This window comes from Arthrobacter sp. Soil_N43 (assembly GCF_057655195.1).
Window position 1 is genome coordinate 22,619 of the sequence record NZ_JBDGML010000096.1, and the last position, 17,532, is coordinate 40,150.

Annotated in this window: 20 protein-coding genes; 13 read left to right on the forward strand and 7 right to left on the reverse strand. The window is 63.1% G+C overall.

Going from position 1 to position 17,532, the window contains the following annotated elements; translation table 11 throughout:
* The first annotated feature begins 794 nt into the window (after positions 1-794).
* The 6 genes from AC3A3W_RS12335 (at position 795) to AC3A3W_RS12360 (ending at position 4,266) form a co-directional block, all read left to right on the forward strand.
* The gene (locus tag AC3A3W_RS12335; RefSeq protein ID WP_487443148.1) at positions 795-1,355 is read left to right on the forward strand and encodes a hypothetical protein; all 561 of its coding nucleotides are present in this window, start codon (positions 795-797) and stop codon (positions 1,353-1,355) included.
* Entirely contained in the window at positions 1,352-1,780 is a 429-nt protein-coding gene (locus AC3A3W_RS12340) for a DUF3592 domain-containing protein (RefSeq protein ID WP_487443150.1), read from the forward strand. The genes AC3A3W_RS12335 and AC3A3W_RS12340 overlap by 4 nt, the downstream gene beginning before the upstream one ends.
* Positions 1,781-1,814: 34 nt before the next feature.
* Positions 1,815-2,270: a hypothetical protein gene (locus tag AC3A3W_RS12345; RefSeq protein ID WP_487443152.1), complete on the forward strand. Its 456-nt coding sequence runs from the start codon at positions 1,815-1,817 to the stop codon at positions 2,268-2,270.
* A 168-nt stretch (positions 2,271-2,438) separates the two neighbouring features.
* Complete coding sequence (locus tag AC3A3W_RS12350) at positions 2,439-2,990, forward strand: hypothetical protein (protein WP_487443154.1); 552 nt, start codon at positions 2,439-2,441, stop codon at positions 2,988-2,990.
* Positions 2,991-3,045: 55 nt separating this feature from the next.
* On the forward strand, positions 3,046-3,516 hold the full coding sequence (locus tag AC3A3W_RS12355) for a hypothetical protein (protein WP_487443156.1): 471 nt from the start codon (positions 3,046-3,048) through the stop codon (positions 3,514-3,516).
* 510 nt (positions 3,517-4,026) lie between these two features.
* Complete coding sequence (locus AC3A3W_RS12360; RefSeq protein WP_487443158.1) at positions 4,027-4,266, forward strand: hypothetical protein; 240 nt, start codon at positions 4,027-4,029, stop codon at positions 4,264-4,266.
* 67 nt (positions 4,267-4,333) lie between these two features.
* Here the strand turns inward: AC3A3W_RS12360 and AC3A3W_RS12365 are convergent, their stop codons facing one another.
* The 4 genes from AC3A3W_RS12365 to AC3A3W_RS12380 all read right to left on the reverse strand — a co-directional run bounded on the left by AC3A3W_RS12365 (position 4,334) and on the right by AC3A3W_RS12380 (position 8,441).
* Positions 4,334-4,819 (reverse strand): zinc ribbon domain-containing protein, encoded by a 486-nt coding sequence (locus tag AC3A3W_RS12365; RefSeq protein ID WP_487443159.1) that lies wholly within the window; start codon positions 4,817-4,819, stop codon positions 4,334-4,336.
* Positions 4,820-5,313: 494 nt separating this feature from the next.
* Entirely contained in the window at positions 5,314-5,514 is a 201-nt protein-coding gene (locus AC3A3W_RS12370; RefSeq protein ID WP_487443161.1) for a hypothetical protein, read from the reverse strand.
* 192 nt (positions 5,515-5,706) lie between these two features.
* Positions 5,707-6,741 (reverse strand): AAA family ATPase, encoded by a 1,035-nt coding sequence (locus tag AC3A3W_RS12375; protein WP_487443263.1) that lies wholly within the window; start codon positions 6,739-6,741, stop codon positions 5,707-5,709.
* A gap of 110 nt (positions 6,742-6,851) precedes the next feature.
* On the reverse strand, positions 6,852-8,441 hold the full coding sequence (locus tag AC3A3W_RS12380) for an ATP-dependent DNA ligase (RefSeq protein WP_487443163.1): 1,590 nt from the start codon (positions 8,439-8,441) through the stop codon (positions 6,852-6,854).
* A 107-nt stretch (positions 8,442-8,548) separates the two neighbouring features.
* Here AC3A3W_RS12380 and AC3A3W_RS12385 point away from each other — a divergent pair, with 107 nt between their 5' ends.
* On the forward strand, positions 8,549-8,785 hold the full coding sequence (locus AC3A3W_RS12385) for a dihydrofolate reductase family protein (protein ID WP_487443164.1): 237 nt from the start codon (positions 8,549-8,551) through the stop codon (positions 8,783-8,785).
* Positions 8,786-9,055: 270 nt separating this feature from the next.
* Here AC3A3W_RS12385 and AC3A3W_RS12390 read toward each other — a convergent pair whose 3' ends face one another.
* The 3 genes from AC3A3W_RS12390 to AC3A3W_RS12400 form a co-directional block, all read right to left on the reverse strand.
* Complete coding sequence (locus AC3A3W_RS12390) at positions 9,056-10,471, reverse strand: MFS transporter (protein ID WP_487443166.1); 1,416 nt, start codon at positions 10,469-10,471, stop codon at positions 9,056-9,058.
* Positions 10,472-10,836: 365 nt separating this feature from the next.
* Positions 10,837-11,385 carry a P-loop nucleotide/nucleoside kinase family protein gene (locus AC3A3W_RS12395; RefSeq protein WP_487443168.1) on the reverse strand — a complete coding sequence of 183 codons (549 nt, stop codon included), beginning with the start codon at positions 11,383-11,385 and terminating at the stop codon, positions 10,837-10,839.
* Positions 11,382-12,029 (reverse strand): bifunctional 4-hydroxy-2-oxoglutarate aldolase/2-dehydro-3-deoxy-phosphogluconate aldolase, encoded by a 648-nt coding sequence (locus tag AC3A3W_RS12400; protein WP_487443170.1) that lies wholly within the window; start codon positions 12,027-12,029, stop codon positions 11,382-11,384. The genes AC3A3W_RS12395 and AC3A3W_RS12400 overlap by 4 nt, the downstream gene beginning before the upstream one ends.
* Positions 12,030-12,207: 178 nt before the next feature.
* Here AC3A3W_RS12400 and AC3A3W_RS12405 point away from each other — a divergent pair, with 178 nt between their 5' ends.
* The 6 genes from AC3A3W_RS12405 (at position 12,208) to AC3A3W_RS12430 (ending at position 17,506) form a co-directional block, all read left to right on the forward strand.
* A complete protein-coding gene (locus AC3A3W_RS12405) occupies positions 12,208-13,188 on the forward strand; it encodes a Gfo/Idh/MocA family protein (RefSeq protein ID WP_487443172.1) in 981 nt (326 codons plus the stop codon).
* Complete coding sequence (locus tag AC3A3W_RS12410; protein WP_487443173.1) at positions 13,181-14,176, forward strand: LacI family DNA-binding transcriptional regulator; 996 nt, start codon at positions 13,181-13,183, stop codon at positions 14,174-14,176. The genes AC3A3W_RS12405 and AC3A3W_RS12410 overlap by 8 nt, the downstream gene beginning before the upstream one ends.
* Positions 14,173-14,748, forward strand: coding sequence for a VOC family protein (locus tag AC3A3W_RS12415; RefSeq protein WP_487443175.1), 576 nt, complete (start codon positions 14,173-14,175; stop codon positions 14,746-14,748). The genes AC3A3W_RS12410 and AC3A3W_RS12415 overlap by 4 nt, the downstream gene beginning before the upstream one ends.
* Positions 14,745-15,647 (forward strand): sugar phosphate isomerase/epimerase family protein, encoded by a 903-nt coding sequence (locus AC3A3W_RS12420; protein ID WP_487443178.1) that lies wholly within the window; start codon positions 14,745-14,747, stop codon positions 15,645-15,647. The genes AC3A3W_RS12415 and AC3A3W_RS12420 overlap by 4 nt, the downstream gene beginning before the upstream one ends.
* The gene (locus AC3A3W_RS12425; protein ID WP_487443180.1) at positions 15,644-16,639 is read left to right on the forward strand and encodes a Gfo/Idh/MocA family protein; all 996 of its coding nucleotides are present in this window, start codon (positions 15,644-15,646) and stop codon (positions 16,637-16,639) included. Before AC3A3W_RS12420 ends, AC3A3W_RS12425 begins: the two co-directional genes overlap by 4 nt.
* A gap of 117 nt (positions 16,640-16,756) precedes the next feature.
* The gene (locus AC3A3W_RS12430; protein WP_487443182.1) at positions 16,757-17,506 is read left to right on the forward strand and encodes an SDR family NAD(P)-dependent oxidoreductase; all 750 of its coding nucleotides are present in this window, start codon (positions 16,757-16,759) and stop codon (positions 17,504-17,506) included.
* Positions 17,507-17,532: the final 26 nt, after the last annotated feature.

Sequence of the window (17,532 nt, forward strand, 5' to 3'; positions counted from 1 at the left end):
TGTCCACACCCTGGGCTTCGGATTCGGTTATACCGGCATCGGACCGGACCGGATTGGGGATGTTTCGGAAGAGAGGCGGATTTTCAGGGGGAGCGGCTGGTTCGAGTCCCCCTCGGGCACAGTGTTTTGGCAAGTCAGAGCGGTTTGGAGGCTTGGAGTGTGCACAAAACTCGATTTCTGTGCACACCCGCCCTAATTTGGGAGCGCAAAAAAGACAGACGGATCGACGTCATTCACGGTCCTCTGGCGCAACCCTCAAACTCGAAAACAAGAGGGAATCACCTTCTTGACCGCCGCTGAAGCCCAAACCCTGAAAAGGCTGCTGGACTCGAACAACCAGTCCTTCGAAATCGCACAGCACGCGATGGTCAAGAACAGGGAGTGAGCCTGGAGCAGATCGTGTACGTGGCAGAACGAGCACCAAAGACCGCATTGTTCGTCCTCGTGGACCGGGTGAGGAAGAGTCAGCAGATCATCCGCGTAGCGCCGCATCCGGTGAAGGACGCAGGGGCGGATCCCCGTGATCAAATCCGGATTCCGGACCTGTCAGCCCGACGGTGCTTCCCATAAATCATTTTCGGAATGATTTCCGTATTAGTGACGCAAAGATCTGAACAATCCTTGGTCCGCATCAGCGTTGCTGTGAGGAGCCCTCAATTCCCTGCACCTGCCAAGGTGTCCGCCGGTGTGCCAAGAGGGGACCACAGGTGTGTAGGGTTAGCAACTGGTCTGAACCTAACGCTCAAGGGCCCTTTTATGCCAGGCGGACTGCCGTCTAAGGAACTGGCCGCACCATGACACCCGATAAAGTTGGTGCCATGGGGGATAAGAAGAACGAAGAGCATTTCCAACGGGTCATCAACCGCCCGTTCCGCTACGGGTACTCCGTGGGCGGCAAAACCATCTACGCGTACACGAAGGAGGAATGGGGGCTCGGTGCCAGCTCAGGCGGCGGCGACCATAACCTGATCCGTTCCTTCTACTTCAGCCTTTTCTTGACGGTTCTGGTGGCGCCGGTCTCGCTGTTCTGTCTGCTCCTCGGGATCCTCGCGATCTTCAAGATGCCGATCATGGGGCTGGTCATGGTGTTCTTCGGGCTTCTCTTCGGCCTCGCTGTCCTCCAGGGATACTTCAACATCACGGAAGAATGGCGCGGGCGCAAGGCCCGAAAACTCAAGGGCCTCCCGAAGCTTTGGTGGGAGGCTGACGATGACCGCGCCTACGACTGGTTCCTGAAGCACCCGGATCCCCGCATCCAGATGACCCTAGACTACTTCCCGTATTCCGTGAAGCTCCGTAAGGAAGATGAGTCCGCAGCCAACGTCATCACCAATCCGGTAGAGAACGCCCCGTGAAAATTGCCTTGTATGTCATCTGGGCGCTGTTCGTTATGGGAGCCGCGTTCTCCTGCACCAAGGCAGTCCGGACCACAAAGCGCCAGGAGCAGCTGATTGCCACCTGGCCCAAAGCCCAGGGCGTCGTGACCGGCAGCAGACAAGGCTGGAGTAACGGCGCGGGCAACGCAACTCGGAGCATCCGCTACTGGCCGCGCTACCAATTCCATGACAGCCGCGGCGTGCTCTACGTCGGGGAGTCCGATGTCTCCTACCGAGGCAAACCAGTCCCTGGGTCGCCTCTTGAAGTGGCCTACAACCCGGAGGATCCGAACCAGACCCTCCAGGTCACTGCCCGGTCCAATAAGGTCCTCGGCTGCCTGATCCCGGCCTTTGCGCTTCTGTCCCTAGCCGCTTTCTGGTTCATCGGGGTTTTCCCGGGCTGAGACAAAAATGCCACCCGTAAGAGAAAGATCCAACGTGAAGAAAATCCTGGCCGCCCTAGCCATCGCCACAGTCGCCGGCCTGACGGCATGCGCCTCAACCCCCAAAGAACCCATCGGGCCAAGCTCCATACCTACGGAGACAGCCGTCACCCCGCAGGCATCGCCTTCAGAATCATCACCGACAACCACGACTGACAGCCTGAAGGAGGCCTGCGAAACGCTCAACGCGCTCTACGCCGAGGACAAAGCCCTTCCCGGCACCGACCCGAACGCCTACGAGGACATCTACCTGAGGTCGCAGGACGCAAAAGACACGGTTTCAGGGGACCTGACAGGCCTTTTTGCGTCCCTGAGCGTCTTGGCCATCGATCACTCGGCAGCAGCTAAGAATGGAGGCCAACCCGAGCAGGGATCCAAGGACGCCATCCGGGACGCCGTCTTCGCCAACGCCGGCACCTGCACGGCCGAGGGCGTCACGCTCCGGCTCTAAAAACAGTCCGGCATGAAACCAGCAGCATCAGACTGACCAACGGGGGATCGAATGAACATCATGGCAAGGCGGGAACAGAGGCTCCCGGAAGGACTGACAAGCCGCCATCGCAGTCGTGGATTCGTTGCTGGGTTGCTGGCCTTAGGTCTGTTCCTCGGGGGATGTACCGTGTCCACGAACCACCCCGGGACCGAGACAAAGACGCTATCGCCCGGCGCTTTCTCCACCCTCGATGCCGCCGGCGTGGAGCAGATCCGCGCCAGCAAGACAGCGAGGCTGGACATGAGCTCCAGAACCTTGCAGAAGGCTGACGTGAACCTGGAGCCTACAAAGGACTATGGGCCCGAAATCAACACGAGGGACTCCAGCAAGATCAACCTCACCATCGTGGGGCCCTCGGGGGAGATCAACGGCGAAACGGACAGGATCCGCTTCAACACCTTCCACACGCGATCGGACTTCAGTGAGGTCACCTATTTCCTCACCACAACCTCCCGGGATGAGTACTACGGGTACATCCGGGACGGCGTACAACGTTACGGCATCGACGCCGACGCCGCGGAGCGGTGGATCACCTCAAATGAGAAGGAGCCCGGTTCAAGAAGCGACTACTCCCTGCCCTCGGGAACTGACACGGGCCTGAGTGTGAACTATGACCTCCGTTATGACGGCACGAAAGAAATCCAAGTGATCATCGTTCACGTCCGCCCAGCAGCCTAGAAACAGGCTGAAGCTGTCCCGCTTGCCCAGATCCTCTTCAAAGATAGGAACGACTATGGTCTACGACCGTGAGCGTGAGCGGCGCAACGATGCCGTCTACGCCGAACACAAGAGAGCCGTCGCCGCCGGCGAGAAGCGGGTTCTCCGCAAGACCAGCACCGGCGAGCTGCACAGCTACCCGGGAGACGAGATCGGCTTCACGCCCGGCCGCGGCCAGGCCCAGGTCAGCACCTGGTGGGGCATGGGGATTCTCATGCTCTTCTCAGCAATCTTGTTCATCGCCATGTGCTGGCTGTTCCAGCGTCCCCTGTGGGAAGGGGAGGCACCCGAGTGGGGCGCCTTGTGGCCGATTGGCATCTCAGGGTTTTTGACTCCCTATGCGTTCATACTGGCCCGCGATGAGTACAAGGCGACGCAGCTGCGCAAGCTGCGCGGCTCCCCCAAGCCGGGCACTTCCGGAGTGGTGGACATCGATCTGCTGGAGCTGGGACAGGAGCGTCTTGGCGGACCCGACACGTCCCGATAGGATTCGATCGATGTTCTCCCAAGACGAGCAGTTCCGCAGACACCGACTCACCAAGCCGCTGGCCGGGATTATCAGCAGCCACGGACGAAGTCAGGGGTCGGTCGGTCTGTCTTGCTCTACGGATGCAGCTTCCAAACGGGAAGGACATCACCCGAGTATGCGCGCGTAGGGGGTTATCGCACTGATACAGAGACTAGAAACCCGTGCTATGCAAGCTTCTACGCCCCAGGCCAATGCGGGATTGGCTATTCGGGCCAGCCCCGGCGCGTCGGCGCACCAATGATGATCCGGACAAGCCGTGGTTAGAGAGGGATCTAAAAATCACCTATGAAATGCGTTTGACATCTGGTTGGATATCTATGACAGATCGTGACAAGCCCCCAGATGGCCGGAAAGGGCACCCCGTGCCCAAAACCATCATGACTCCTGGCACTGGCAGCAGTGTTTGCTTATGGCACTGCTCCGGCCGACACTCAGCTGCCTCTTGATTCGCGACAGGCCGAAGATCTGATGGACAGTGCAGCGTTCAGCTTCGGCCGGCCCTTTGAGTGCACGGCGGAAATCACCGGCACGTCCGGTTCCGACTTCATCGGCTCCTGCACCACGCACTTCCGTGAGTTCCCCGACGGCCGAATTCCGCTCATCACCAAGATCCAGGATCATCTCACCTCCACAACAGCGTCTGGTTCCCGCAGGAGCCGGACGCTGTTTCGTTTCCAACGACCAAACATCCTCACGAGGCCGGAGTAGCATCATGACCGACCTGCACCTGGCCCTCGTCACTGAGTGGCGAAGGTCGTGTTCAGGTAAAGCTGCTTCAAGGGGGCGCAAGAGACGGACCGGAATCTGCGGGATCAGAGCCGTTCCAGGCCGACCCGGGGTGAGATACTACGCCACGGGCAAGGGGGCAAGGGGGCGAGAGAGTACGCAGGCTACATGGAGGCGTTCCGCGCTTGCCTCGCGCAAGACTCTTAGCTGAGGCACAAAACACTTTGTGGAACGTCCGTTCGTTGCTGGGCGGAGATGACCCTAGTGGGACTTCCCGGTTCATTGCCACCCGTCGCTCAACCGTATTGGGTACAGGTTTGCCCGAGGCGGCTCCTCGGGCGTTTTGCGTCTCCTCCGTGCTGGGGGCGACGCCCGCGAGGGCGGCGATGTTGCGGGCTGCGTTGATATCCCTGTCGAGGACAAAGCTACAAACCCGACATTCGAATGTTCGTTTTGGAAGTGTCAGTTTGGCTTTCACCGCGCCGCAGGTTGAACACGTTTGGCTTGTTGGCGCCCATTGACCGATGACTATCACCTCTGGGCTTGACCTGGCAACTCAAGAAAATCTGGGTCAGCTATTGATCGTGTGGCCGAAGCAGCGTAGATTGTTCAACAAGAGGATTGTTGAACAATCTGAGGCCCAGTAGGCAGCCCTTTCGGATGTTGGCTGCTCCCACGAAGGCCAAACCGGAACGGAATGGTCAGGAGAATAAGCCGTGAAGAAGAGGGTTCTGGTGGCGGAGAAAAGAGCCTGCGGAGCAAGGCAGGCGTCGACGCCACGGCAACAAAGCATGCATTGGGAATTGCCCGGCACTAGGCAAGGCCCCCTGGCAACATACATCTCGTTGTCCGAGAGCGACCTCTTTCCCGGTGATTCGGCGGCCCCGGCTTGCCTAGACTCAACCAATGAGCCGGAAGGCGCTCCCTGCTCGCTGCTCGTACTGGAAGACGAGCGCTTCCGTGCACCACGCCACCTCCAAATCGCTTAGAACCTTCGAGGAAACGCCAAATGCCGGCCGATGGAGGGGGTCAATCATCCGCCCTGGTCAGGGTGATCATGTAGCGGTCGTCCCCTTCGATGCCGTCGTCACCGATCAATTCCAAGTTGAAGTACTGCACCTCGACCCGGTAGGTCCCCGGTGGCACCTCCACCTTCCCGCCGCTAAAGCCGTTGTCCGTGGGTCCCGATACCTCCACCACTCCGCTGGGGACCTCCAGTGTTCCCGTCATGACCCTATCCACGCTGCCGGTGAATGAACGCTCTGAGTCGAGGCGGATAAGAACGGGTGCGTCGAAATCGCGCGCTGTGCCCACGGCTATATACCGGTCGCCTGTCCTCCGGCTGCACGACAGTGGAATAGTTTGTGCTTTTCCCGCTCGGGGGCGGGAGGGGCATTCGCCTGACAGCCGCCGCAGATCCGGTCAGACCAGCCAGCGCCACCAGTGTGACCGCTCCGGTTCCGGCGTCGGTTCCGGTTCCGGTTCCTCGCCCAAGGCCAGCGCGGCCTTCACAATGTCGTCCGCGGTGAGCGTCATGACGGCCTCGCGATCGAGCGCGTCCAGACTTTGCTTCTCGTCGAGTGACAGCCGCAGTGCCTGGCGGTTGAGCGCCTGCTCGAACAGCGTGCGGGCGAACCGTGCGTTGCCGGAGTCCTCGCCCGCGTGGAGCCCGGTGAGGATACGGCGCAGCATCTGGTCCGCGCCCGGCTCCAGTGTGTACTCGTGCTGGGCCAGCATCTGGTGGAAGATCGTCTGGAGTGCGTCGACGGAGTAGTCGGGGAACGTGATCTCGCGGGCGAACCGGGAGCGCAGTCCGGGGTTCGAGAGCAAGAAGGACTCCATCAGCCGCGGGTACCCGGCCACGATCACGACCAGGCGGTGGCGGTGGTCCTCCATCCGCTTGAGCAGGACCTCGATCGCCTCGGGGCCGAAGTCCGTCCGGCCGTCCTCCGGGGCCAGCGCGTAGGCCTCGTCGATGAACAGCACGCCGTCCAGCGCACGCCGGATCACCCGGTCCGTCTTGATGGCGGTCGCTCCGACGTACTGCCCCACCAGGCCCGAACGGTCGACCTCGACCAGGTGGCCTTTCTGCAGCAGACCGACCGCGCGGTACATCTCGGCCAGGAGCCGGGCCACGGTGGTCTTGCCCGTGCCCGGGTTTCCGAGGAACACCAGATGCTGTGAGGTGGCCACCTCCGGCAGGCCGTGCGCCTTACGGCGGGCCTGAACCTGGAGCAGTGCGACGAGGGCCCGCACCTGTTCCTTGACGGTCTCCAGTCCGACCAGCGCGTCGAGTTCAGCCTGAACCTCGGACAGCGGCCGGGCCGGCCCGGGCCTCGCACCGATGAGATCGCCGACCAGGTCGTCGACGCGCTCCGAACCGGGCAGCTTGAGCTGATCGGCCAGATGGCCGATGGTTTCGCGCAGGTCGTCGAGCGGATGGCGGCTGGCAGCCATGCATCCACTGTAGTACTCGATTCCCAGGTATTGAACGCGGCAACCCATCCTGCCCAAGGTTCTCGGCGGAAGCCGGCAGGGAGCGGTTCCATATCCCCTAAACCATCAATTTACTGGAGTGGGGCTTCTCTTCCCAAAACTGGTTCCCCTGGCGGGGGTGATACCTTTCTGCCCCCTGGGGTATGGAGCAGAGTGCGCAACGTCTGGATGGTGTCGGCCTCCGCGGCCGTCTTGTCGTCACGGTAGCGCTTGACGCGTGCGAACCGAAGGGCGATTCCACCCGGATAGCGGGGAGAGTGTTGGACGCCGTCGATGGCGATCTCGACCACGGTGACCGGCTCGGTCCACACCGTACCCGCCGTACGCCGCACCTCCAACTCCTGGAACCTTTCAGTCTGCCATTGCAGCAGCGCATCGGTGAGGCCCTTGAAAGTCTTGCCCACCATCACGTAGCCGCCGGGTTCGCCGAACTCGCCAACAGGGTCCAGGGCTCCGAGGTGCAGGTTCGACAGCAGCCCGGTGCGCCGTCCTGACCCCCATTCGCAGGCGAGCACCACCAGGTCGTAGGTGAGCACCGGCTTCACCTTGATCCAGTTCGAACCCCGCCGCCCCGCGGCGTAGGCCGAGCCCACCGCCTTCACGACCACACCCTCATGGCCGGCGGCCAGCGCATCGCGCGACACGCCCTCGGCAACAGCCGCATCCACAGTGATTTTCCCCGGGATGCGGTGACCGGGGGCGTTGCGCTCGAGCACGCCGATGCGTGTGGACAGCGGCTCGTCGAGCAGGTCGCGCCCGTCGATGTGCAGGACGTCGAAAAACCACGGATGCAGCAGCGTGGTGCGCGCCGCGTTCGCCCCGAACCGTGACATGGTCTCCTGGAACGGCCGGGGGCCGCCGTCCTCATCTAGGGCTAAAGTCTCGCCGTCGAGGATCACATCGCGCACGGGCATTCCGCGCACCACCTCCACCACCTCAGGCAGCCGATGGGTCACTTCGGCCAGGGAGCGGGTGTAGATGCGGACGTCGTCGCCGGAACGGTGAACCTGGATCCGTGCGCCGTCGAGTTTGTATTCCACCGACGCTTCCCCTGTCGCCTCCAGCGCCTCGCTGGCACTGGCCGCAGTTGCGGCGAGCATGGGCTGCACGGGACGCCCGACGACAAGGCCGACAGCGTCAAGCTGGGCCGCGGTGCCCGTGATCGCCAGCAGGGCGGTCCCGCCGAGATCGCCGGAGAGCATCGCTGCGCGGCGTACGGCCTCGACCGGCCGGCCGGCGGCGCGGGCGACCGCATCCGTCAGTACGCCTTCGAGTGCACCGGTACGAAGTTCTCCGAGCAGCACGCCGGCAATGAAGGCCTGCTCTCGTTCGGTGGCTTCCGCCATCAGAGTCCGGTGGGTGGCGGCGCGTTCCACGGTCGAGCCAGCGCCCGCGGTTGCCTGCAGCCGGTCCAACGCAGCGTCGAGGTGGGCAATAGTGAGATTCGGTTCAGGAGCGGGCTCGCCCCTGGCCGCCCTCATGCCACTCCAGCCGATCCCGACTCGGCCCTGGCGAGGCTTAGCGGTGAGCAGGCCGACCGCCGTCGGGATGTCCGCGGGGTCGAGCCGGAGCAGCAGGTCTGCAAGTTCGTTGACCTTGCCGAGCCGGGAACGGGTGGCCGCGACGGCTTCCAAGGTCCTCACGAGCACGTCGAGCAGCATGGCATCAGTCTGTCACGGCCACTTGCTATGGACCGCGATTAGGCCCTGCGCGTGGCAATCATCATCGCCAAACTGTTCGTCACCCCGACGGCGTCTACCAGGCGCCGGTGTCCGATGACGAGGCCGGCGCTGCCGTCGGCGAGGAGATTGGCCGCATCGACGCCTTGCTCCTCGGCCGGAAGACCTACGACATTTCCGCGGCCTACTGGCCGCACCAGTCCGACGAGATCGGCGGCACGCTTAACCGGGTGCCCAAGTTCGTCGTCTCCAATTCACTGGTGGCTCCGGCGTGGGCGGGCACCAAGGTGCTGCCAAAATGCAGTGGCCGCGGGCCGGCTCCGTGAAGAGTTAGACGAGGTGCACAGGTTCGGCAGCGGCATCCTCATCCGGGCGGTGTCACTGGTCTGCGACCGAGCGGGCAGCACGGTGACGCAGGACATGCCGGGCGCCTGATGGGCAAGGTTATCGCGTCCATCACCACGCCCGTTGACGGCTTGATTACCAGTCCGTTGCCGGCCTTGGCTGGACATGGGGTCGCCCTCGACCGGGTCTCGGTCGAGGGCGATCCCCGAAGTGCGGGGCGCTACATGGTCACGAGAGTACGAGAAGGACGCCTAGGATCCGGAGCCCTTCGCCTGGATCCCGCCCGGTGCACTCTCGGAGAGCAGATGCTCCCCCTCCAGTACCTCGGGGTCGGCCGGAGCTACGGTGATACGCCCGGCCCGGCTGCCGGTCTCGGGGAGCGTGAAGTAGACGATGAGACTGAGGGCGACGATGGCGATCATGTAGACCGCGACGAACATGGGTTGTCCAGCGCCGACGAATGCGGCGGCGATAAGTGGTGCGGTGCCGCCGAAGACGGCGATGACAATCTGATGCGCGAACCCAATGCCAGATACCCGGACTGCTGCCGGAAACAGCTCGGCCTGAATGGTCGGGTAGACCGCCTGCCAGATACCGAGAACCACCCAGCCGGATGCCGACACCAGAACGTAAACGCCGAAGCCTGGCTGGTTCAGCAGCAGGAGCAAGGGGTAGAAGAGCACGATCATGCCGATGGCACCGATGATGGGGAAGATCTTGCGTCGGCCCAGTCGATCCGAGAGCGCGCCGCAGACCGGCACGATGACGACGAGCAGGGCCAGCCCGATAACGCTCCCGGCCAGGGTGGAGGACAGGTCCCGGCCGGTGGTCAGCTTGGCGTAGGTGGGGAGGAAGGTGGCCCAGGTGTAGTAGGCCACGGCCGGGGCAGAGAGCACCGCTGCCTGCAGCAGAGCCTTCGGGTGTTCGCGGAGCAGGTCCATCAGTCGCGCCCAGGCGGACTTGTGATCGACGAGGGCCGTTGCCTCAAACTCAGGGGTCTCGTCTGCGCGGGCCCGCAGGATGAGGCCGACGACGCCGAGGACGCCGCCCACCAGGAAGGGGATGCGCCAGCCCCAGGCGGCGAGGTCGTCTGGAGCAAAGGATGATGTCACCATTGCCGCGGCGCCGGTTGCTGCGAGGGTCGCGAGGCCGCTTGCCATGTTGGAGAAAGAACCGAACAGGCCCCTCCGGTTCGCGGGAGCGTGTTCGACCATGAACGCGATGGCACTCTGCTGCTCAGTTCCGGCCGAGATTCCCTGGAGGATGCGTGCAACCAGAAAGAGAACAGGTGCTGCGAATCCGATCGTCGCAAATGGAGGTGTGAGGCCAATGATCAGAGCGCCAAGGGCCATCCCGGAGATGGACAGCGTCAGGATGAGCCGCCGGCCGTAGCGGTCGGCCAATGGAGAGATGATGATTCCGCTCAGTGGGCGTACAACGAACCCGACCGCGTAGGTGAGCAGTGCTGCGACAAGGGATGCGAACGGCGACTCGCTGGGGAAAATCTGTGACGAGAACACCGCTGCCAGCAGCCCGTAGATGTACCAGTCGTACCATTCCACGAAGTGGCCGATCGTGCCTGCCACCATGTTGATGTTGCGGCGAGGGCGCCCGGCGGACACTTCAGAATGCTCCGGGCTGCCGAAGGCTTCTTTTGAGGTCTTCATTGAACTCTCCATATTTTCACGTTTGCTGGGGAGGGGTATTGGAATATTTGGGACAACCGCAACGACGCGGTGGGCCGGTCTTGCCCGCCTGTACCTCGCTCGAACGGATTGCTGACGGCAAACTCCGGGGAGGCCGTCGCGGCTGCTTGCTGTTAATGAGATCGGTTGCAGTGACCGCGTCGCTGAGATCGGTTGCTGAGATCGGTTGCAAGCAACCATACGTAGGGTAGGCGGGTCTGTCAACGAATTTTTTCGATTCGGAAACGGGGGTCCCGATCTTGCCTCAGTGGCTGATAGGAGGAGCTGCTGCCGCCCTTGTTCGATGGCCCAACGCGGACCGGGAGGGCGGGGGGTGCCCTGAGCCGTTATCCCTCAACGGGCAGGGGCTTCTCGTTGTTGAGATCAAGGAAACGGACCCCGGACCAGGCGCAGTCCAGGCTGCCGTGTGCCGCCCAGTACTCGTCCCAATGCGCAAGTTTCCACCGATCTCTTTCCAGGCCCCTTCGAATAAGCCGTTCCCGGAGAACGTCCTGGGAGACTTGTACCCGCACCACTGTGGTCTGCGAGGGCGGCCAGTGGAATTCTTCTGCGGCGTTCGCCAGGTAGTCCGGGGCCGCGAAGTACGCGCCGAAAGGTGCGTCGAGTACGACCGATCGTCCCAGCCGCAGGTTCACTCCTGCGACATCCATGAGTGTCTGGTACTCCAAGGGCAGCAGCTTTTCCCGGTAGAAGGTGTTGGATTCCCGGTCGGTAGGGTCATGCCCCGTTGCCTCTAATGCGAACTCGACAAGGCGGCCGCATATCCGGTCCTTGTCCAGGTACGCGGCATTGTGCTCCTTTGCTGTTTGCTGGGCAATGGTGGTCTTTCCGGATCCCGCAGGCCCGACGACAATGAAGACTTTGGGGGCTGTCATTGGCGGGCCTCTGCCACTGCTGAGAGAAATTCTCTGGCGGCCTCGGTGACGCGGGAGAAGTCGCCGTCGGGTTGCCATGCTTTTGTCACGGCGCTGCCGACGCCGACGCAGGTGACGCCGGCAGCGAACCATTCGGCGACGTTCCCGGGAGTGACGCCGCCTGCCGGCATGATCGGCAGGTGTGCCAGCGGGGCGAGGACCGACTTCGCATAGGGGATGCCGCCGGCTTCGGTGGGGAAGAGCTTGAGGATGTCAGCGCCGGCTTCGGCGGACTCCACAAGTTCCGTCGGCGTGTATGCGCCGCTGATGGTCGGGACCTGGTACCGGTTGGCTGTCCGGATCATCGCCGGGTTCAGTTGGGGGCTGACCAGGAAGTCAGCGCCGGCGCGGATGCACTCGTAGGCTGAGTGCTCGTCCAGAACCGTTCCGGCTCCGATCGCGACTCCGTTGGGCCCGTGCTTGGCCGAGAGTTGGCGGATTACGTCCACGGCACCTGGGATCGAGAGCGTGATTTCAAGGGCCCGAAAACCTCCGGCGATTGCCGCTTCGGCCACCTGTTCTGCAAGCTCTGCGCTTTCCAGGCGCACGATCAGGACGGCCCCGGACTGGTCAATGGTCGTCAGGGTGCGAAGTTTCTTATGCATTGCTGGCCTTTCTTCTGGCCCGGGCAGTTTCCCCTTGTTGCGGGACGCCCTTGGGCCGCTATTGAAGTGTCGTTGACAAACTCTCCCACCATCCATAGTGTTATTGCAACCGATCTCAGCAATCGATCTCATACTGAGTGGACAACAAGATCTCATACTTAGCAAAGGAGCTGGCAGGGTGAGCAAAACACGCACGATCATTCTTGGTGCTTCACACTGGCACGTTCCGCTGTACGCCCCGGCAATCGGCGAAGAACACCAGGTCGTCGGCATCAGTGACGACAACGTGCCGCTCGTCCAGGGACTGGCGAAGGCTTGGGGCGCTCCGGTTGAGGCGGACTGGCGGACCCTGCTCGATCTGCCGGACGTGGGGCTCGCCTATGTCTTCGGCCCGCACGATGGAATGACGCAAAAGTGTCTGGCCCTGATCGAGCGTGGCATTCCGTTCGTGGTGGAGAAGCCGCTGGGAACGTCCTTGGCGGAACTTGTCCAGGTGCGGAAGGCTGCGGACGCGGCCGGAGTGGCCGCAACGGTTCCGCTCATTCAACGGGGCGGCCCCGCCGACCGGTGGCTGGCCAAAGCCGGTCGGCCCACGTACCAGAGGATCTCCTTCATCGCCGGACCGCCCTCGCGTTATCTGGATAACGGCAATCCCTGGATGCTGGACCCTGCCACTGCAGGGGGAGGGTGTTTGGCGAACCTGGGGCCGCATTTCGTGGACCTGTTCCTGCAGGCCTGTGGCGAGTCTGCGGTGAGTGTCGACTCGCGGCTCTCGTCGGCCCTGCACGGTGCGGCTGTTGAGGACCATGCCAGCCTCATCGTCACCACCCCGAGCGGGTGTGAAGCCATCGTGGAGGTGGGGTACGCCTTCCCGGGTTCGCCGTTGAAGCGGTACTGCAGTTACACGTCGTCGGGCGGGGCGGGATTCGCCTCCGTCAACTCGGACGGTTCTGCCACGTTCACCGCGTTGGACGGGACGACGGAGTCCGCCGTGATCGACGTGGACAGTGACCCTCTCTATGATCCGTTTGTACGCCGTGTCGCGCAGACGCTGGAAGATGGATTCCGGGGGTTACCGACGCTCGCCGAGCTCGAAGATGTGATGCGCCCAATTTGGCAGGCGTATGACGACCATCATGGAGGAGAAGAAAATGGCTGACCTGAGTATCGATGTTGTTGCGAAGGCGGCCGGCGTGCACCGGTCCACGGTTTCCCGGGCATTCTCCCGGCCGGAAGCGGTGAAAAGCGAAACCCGCGAACACATCCTCCGCGTCGCCGAAGGGCTCGGCTACACGATGAGCCCGCTCGCCCAGGCGCTGCGCCGAAAGACCAGCACCTTCGTCCCGCTCATCGTGCCTGACATCACCAACCCGTTCTTTGCAGAACTTGCCAAGACCATGACGCAGGCCGCCGATGAGCGCGGCTACCAGCTCCTGCTCTGCGTCACGAACGGAGACCCTGCCAAGACCGACGGGTATTTCACCGCGATGCAGGCCATGTACGCGCCCTTCGGCATCGTAGCGCCCTCCACCAAAGTCGACACCGACGCCCTGAAACGCTTCGATTTCGGCCACAAGGTGGTGGTTATCGACCGTGTGGAAGACGACGCCTTGGTTCCAACGGTCACCGTTGACAGCCGCCGCGGCATCACGCTCGCCCTGGAACACCTGCGTTCCTTGGGGCACACCTCGATCGGCTACGTTTCCGGTATCTCCGGAACCCACACCGCCCAGGACCGGATGGACGCCTATCTGGAACTGTCGTCGGAAGGCAACAGCACGCCCCTTGTGCTCGACAGCGGCTCCGATCCGGACGCGGGGGCACGCGCGGCCAAACACTACCTGGAATTGGAGAATCCTCCGACGGCGATTATCGCCGCCAATGACATGGTCGCCTTCGCCGTCATCTCGGCCTTGGGCCAAAGCGGCATCCGCGTCCCGGAGGACGTATCGGTCATGGGCTTCGACGGACTCGCTCTGGGGGCCCGGTTCAACCCGCCCCTGACCACGGTGCGGCAGCCCATCGCAGACATGGGAACCATCGCAATCGAACTGGCGGAAAAGCAGAACCTGAACGGCTCGGTGGACCACGTCATTCTGGAACCCGAACTTCTGGTGCGCGCCTCCACCTCAGGACGGCGCAAATGAAAGGTGCCAACGAAGGAACCCTACGCCGGCTGCCCGGGCTGCGGCACACCGACCACGTCGGCCTGACAGTTCCGAACCTCGAGGACGCCATCAGGTTCTTCGTCGAAGTGCTCGGCGCCGAGGAGCTGTACCGCTCCGACCGCGGACCCGACCCCGAGTTCATGCCCACCAACTTCGACGTCCCTGCCGATGCCCGGCTCACCCTCGCCATGCTCCGCCTGCCGCCGAACCTGAACATCGAGCTGTTCGAATGGAGCAGCGCTGAGCGGAGGGAAACCCCGCCCCGGCACTGCGACGCGGGCGGGCACCACCTGTGCTTCGTTGTGGACGACGTCGACGAAGCGATCGCGGTGCTGCAGGAAACCCCGGGAGTCCGCGTGCTCGGAGAGCGCAAGGAAGTCGCCGGCGACAGTCCGCGCGTGGCCGGCAACCGCTGGACCTACTTCATCACCCCCTGGGGGCTGCTGATGGAAATCGTCGACCGATCCCGCGTCGCAGCCCCACCCCGGCTCGTCGGCCCAGCGGACTGGACAGCCACACAAGACATTTTTAGGAAGGACAATCAACAATGAGGCTTGCAGGTCACACACTAGGCACTCCGGACCACACGGTCCCCGAGGCACTGAAACTTTTTCGAGCCGCAGGGCTCGATGCCGCCGAAGTCATCTACCAGGACGGCTACACCTCAGGTCTGCCTCAGGGGGACCGGCGTGCCGCACTGGAGGCACTGAAGGCGGCAGAAGGCGAGGGTCTGCCGATTATTGGCCTGACGCCCTACACCACGGCCATCAACGCCCTCGACGAGAGTGAGTGGCGCGGGGGAGTCGACGAATTCCGCGGCGCAATTGAGACCGCCCATCTGCTCGGCGCCGACCGGGTGCGCGTGTACGCGGGGTCCTGGCATCCGGGCGACTCCGATCATGCCAGGCGATGGGCGAAACTGCGGGAGGCCCTGCAGACCCTGGCACCCGATGCGGAACAGGCCGGCGTGCGGCTGTGCGTGGAGAACCACTTCGGCACCATGACCCAGACCGCGGCAGAAACCGCCGCGCTCGTGCAGGAGGTTGCCCACCCGGCCGTTCGCGTTCTCTACGATCAGGCCAACCTCACCTTCACCCACGACGAGACGTTCGAGGAGGCCTTTGCCGTCCAGGGCGACCTGATCGGTCACGTCCACGTGAAGGACCTCGTCTTCACCGATCCCAACGCGGCCTTCCGCGCCACGGAAACGGCCCGCGTCGACGCGTCCGAGCGCGCCGTCCGATCACGGGTCATCGGCAGCGGCGTCCTTCCCTGGCCCCAGATCCTCGCTGCGCTGCTGCGCCACGGCTACGATGACCTGCTGAGCATCGAGTACGAGTACCGCTGGCACCCGCAAGACCTCCCAACCCCAGAGGACGGATTCCGGGAATCCGCGACCGCACTGCGCGGAATGCTCACTGATCTCGCTGAAATGGAGAACGCCCGATGAACGCGCAGCGCCTCCGCGTCGGCGTCATCGGCGCAGGCAATATCGCCACCATCGCCCAACTGCCCACACTCGTCCAGCGCGATGATGTCGAGTTGGCAGCCTTGGTGTCCCGCCGCGAGGACCCGGGCAACCTGGTCCGGCGCTGGGGTTTCGGCGCCGCCTACAGGTCAGTGGAGGACATGCTGGATGCCCGGGAGCTGGACGCCGTCTTCGTCCTCACACCCCGGTCCGAGCACGCCCACGCGGTCCAGCTGTGCCTGGACAATGGCGTCGACGTGTTCTGCGAAAAGCCCCTGGCTCCGGCCACCGAGGAAGCCGAACGTTTGGCGGACCTAGCCGACGAGCGCGGCCGCATACTGATGGTCGACTTCAACCGCCGCTACGCCCCGGTCTACACCGCCGGCCGGGAGCTGTTTGGCACGAAAGGCGCCACCTTTTGTGTGGCCCAAAAGAACCGCCCCGGATCCGAATACCGCGCAACGTTCGAGAACGCCATTCACATGGTCGACCTGCTCCGCTGGTACTGCGGCGGCGAAGCCGTGGACGTGGCCGCACACGCCGCCGGTGATGACCCCTGGGAAGAAGACGGCGTCGCAGCCATGATCCGTTTCAGCACCGGCAACACCGGAGTGCTCATGGCTGCCCGGACAGCTGGTGCCTGGAATGAGAAACTGGACGCCTACGGTGACGGTAAGACGGTTGAGGTTCGCGCACCCGAAACAGTGTCGACCACTGTCAGGGGAGTCACCACGTCGCGGGAGCTGAGCGCGGAGGCTTACGGCTGGGCGACCGCCACCGAAACTCTTGGGTTCGCGGCGGCCGTCCACCACTTCCTGGACCGGGTCGCGGACAGGGCAGAGCCGCTCACCTCCGGCCGCGAAGCCGTCCATACCCAGCGGCTGCTCGACCGGATCCTCGCCGCTTCCGGACTGCCCACAGAAGAACAAGAAGGCCGGCAATGGGCAAGCCACGCCACGAGCGGCACCAGCTAATCAGCACGGGCACGTGCTCCACACTCTTTGAAGACACCTCAAGTAAGGACGTAGAAAGATGAAACGGGCAGTCCACCAACCAACCGCGGGGCAGCAACGGACAAGCGGAGTTATCAGATGAGCCTTAAAGACCAAGTCGTTCTGGTAACCGGATCAAGCGGCGGAATCGGCGATGCAGTCGTCGACGCACTCACAGCCGAAGGGGCCCTCGTCATAGGTGCCGACCGCGCCCCGAAGGAGGGCCAGGAACTGGCCGGCTTCTTCCCGCTCGACATCACCTCCGAAGAACAATGCGCCACAGTCGTCCGTGACATCACAACCAGATACGGGCGCATCGACGCTCTCGTTCACGCAGCTGGGGTCTTGGGCACCACGCCGGACATCATGGAAACAACGACCGAAGAATTCGATTCCATCATGCGGATCAACGGCTCCGGCACGTTCTCCATGGTCCGGGAAACCGCACAATCAATGATCGGCACCGGAACTCCAGGTGCCATCGTGATTCTCTCCTCCGTTGCAGCCAAAGAAGCCCGCCTCAACTACTTGCCCTACAACGCAAGCAAACTCGCAGTACTTCACATCATGTGGTCCTTCGCCGAGCTGCTCGGCCCTAACGGCATATCGGTCAACGCCATCGCGCCAGGCCCAGTAAACACTCCCATGTGGGCACAGTTCGCAAAAGACTCAGGACCGGACGCAACCGCCAACCGTGCCAAGCGCGCCGCGCAACTTCCCATGCGCCGGTTCGCCGAACCAGACGAAGTCGCCCGCGCGATCCTTTTCCTTGCCGACCCAAACAACCGCTACATCACGGGCGTGTCCCTCGATGTGGCAGGAGGAGCACACCTGGGAATGGGAACCTGATCCAGGAAACCAGGTGAGGCTGCAAT